The sequence below is a fragment of the Spirosoma endbachense genome, assembly GCF_010233585.1.
GTDB classification, from domain to species: domain Bacteria; phylum Bacteroidota; class Bacteroidia; order Cytophagales; family Spirosomataceae; genus Spirosoma; species Spirosoma endbachense.
In genome coordinates this window covers 10,252,966-10,253,205 of sequence record NZ_CP045997.1, presented here as the reverse complement: position 1 = coordinate 10,253,205, position 240 = coordinate 10,252,966, and positions in this window count along the sequence as shown.

Here is a 240-nt window from a genome sequence, read left to right as displayed (position 1 = left end):
CACACACGCCAAAGGCGTAAAACACATCTAATAATTGTAAAAAATGGCTATCACTTCCGAATTACTTCCGAATAGGAACGTAATTGTACTGATTATCAACACATCTTGATTTTCCGTCCGGACCGCCCAACAGTCAAAAAACCCGCATAGCGCCCTTCTATGCGGGTTTTTACTTTCCTAGGTCACTTCCGAATGGTCCAAAACGGACAAACATTTCCGAATTTTCTCCGACAAAAATTT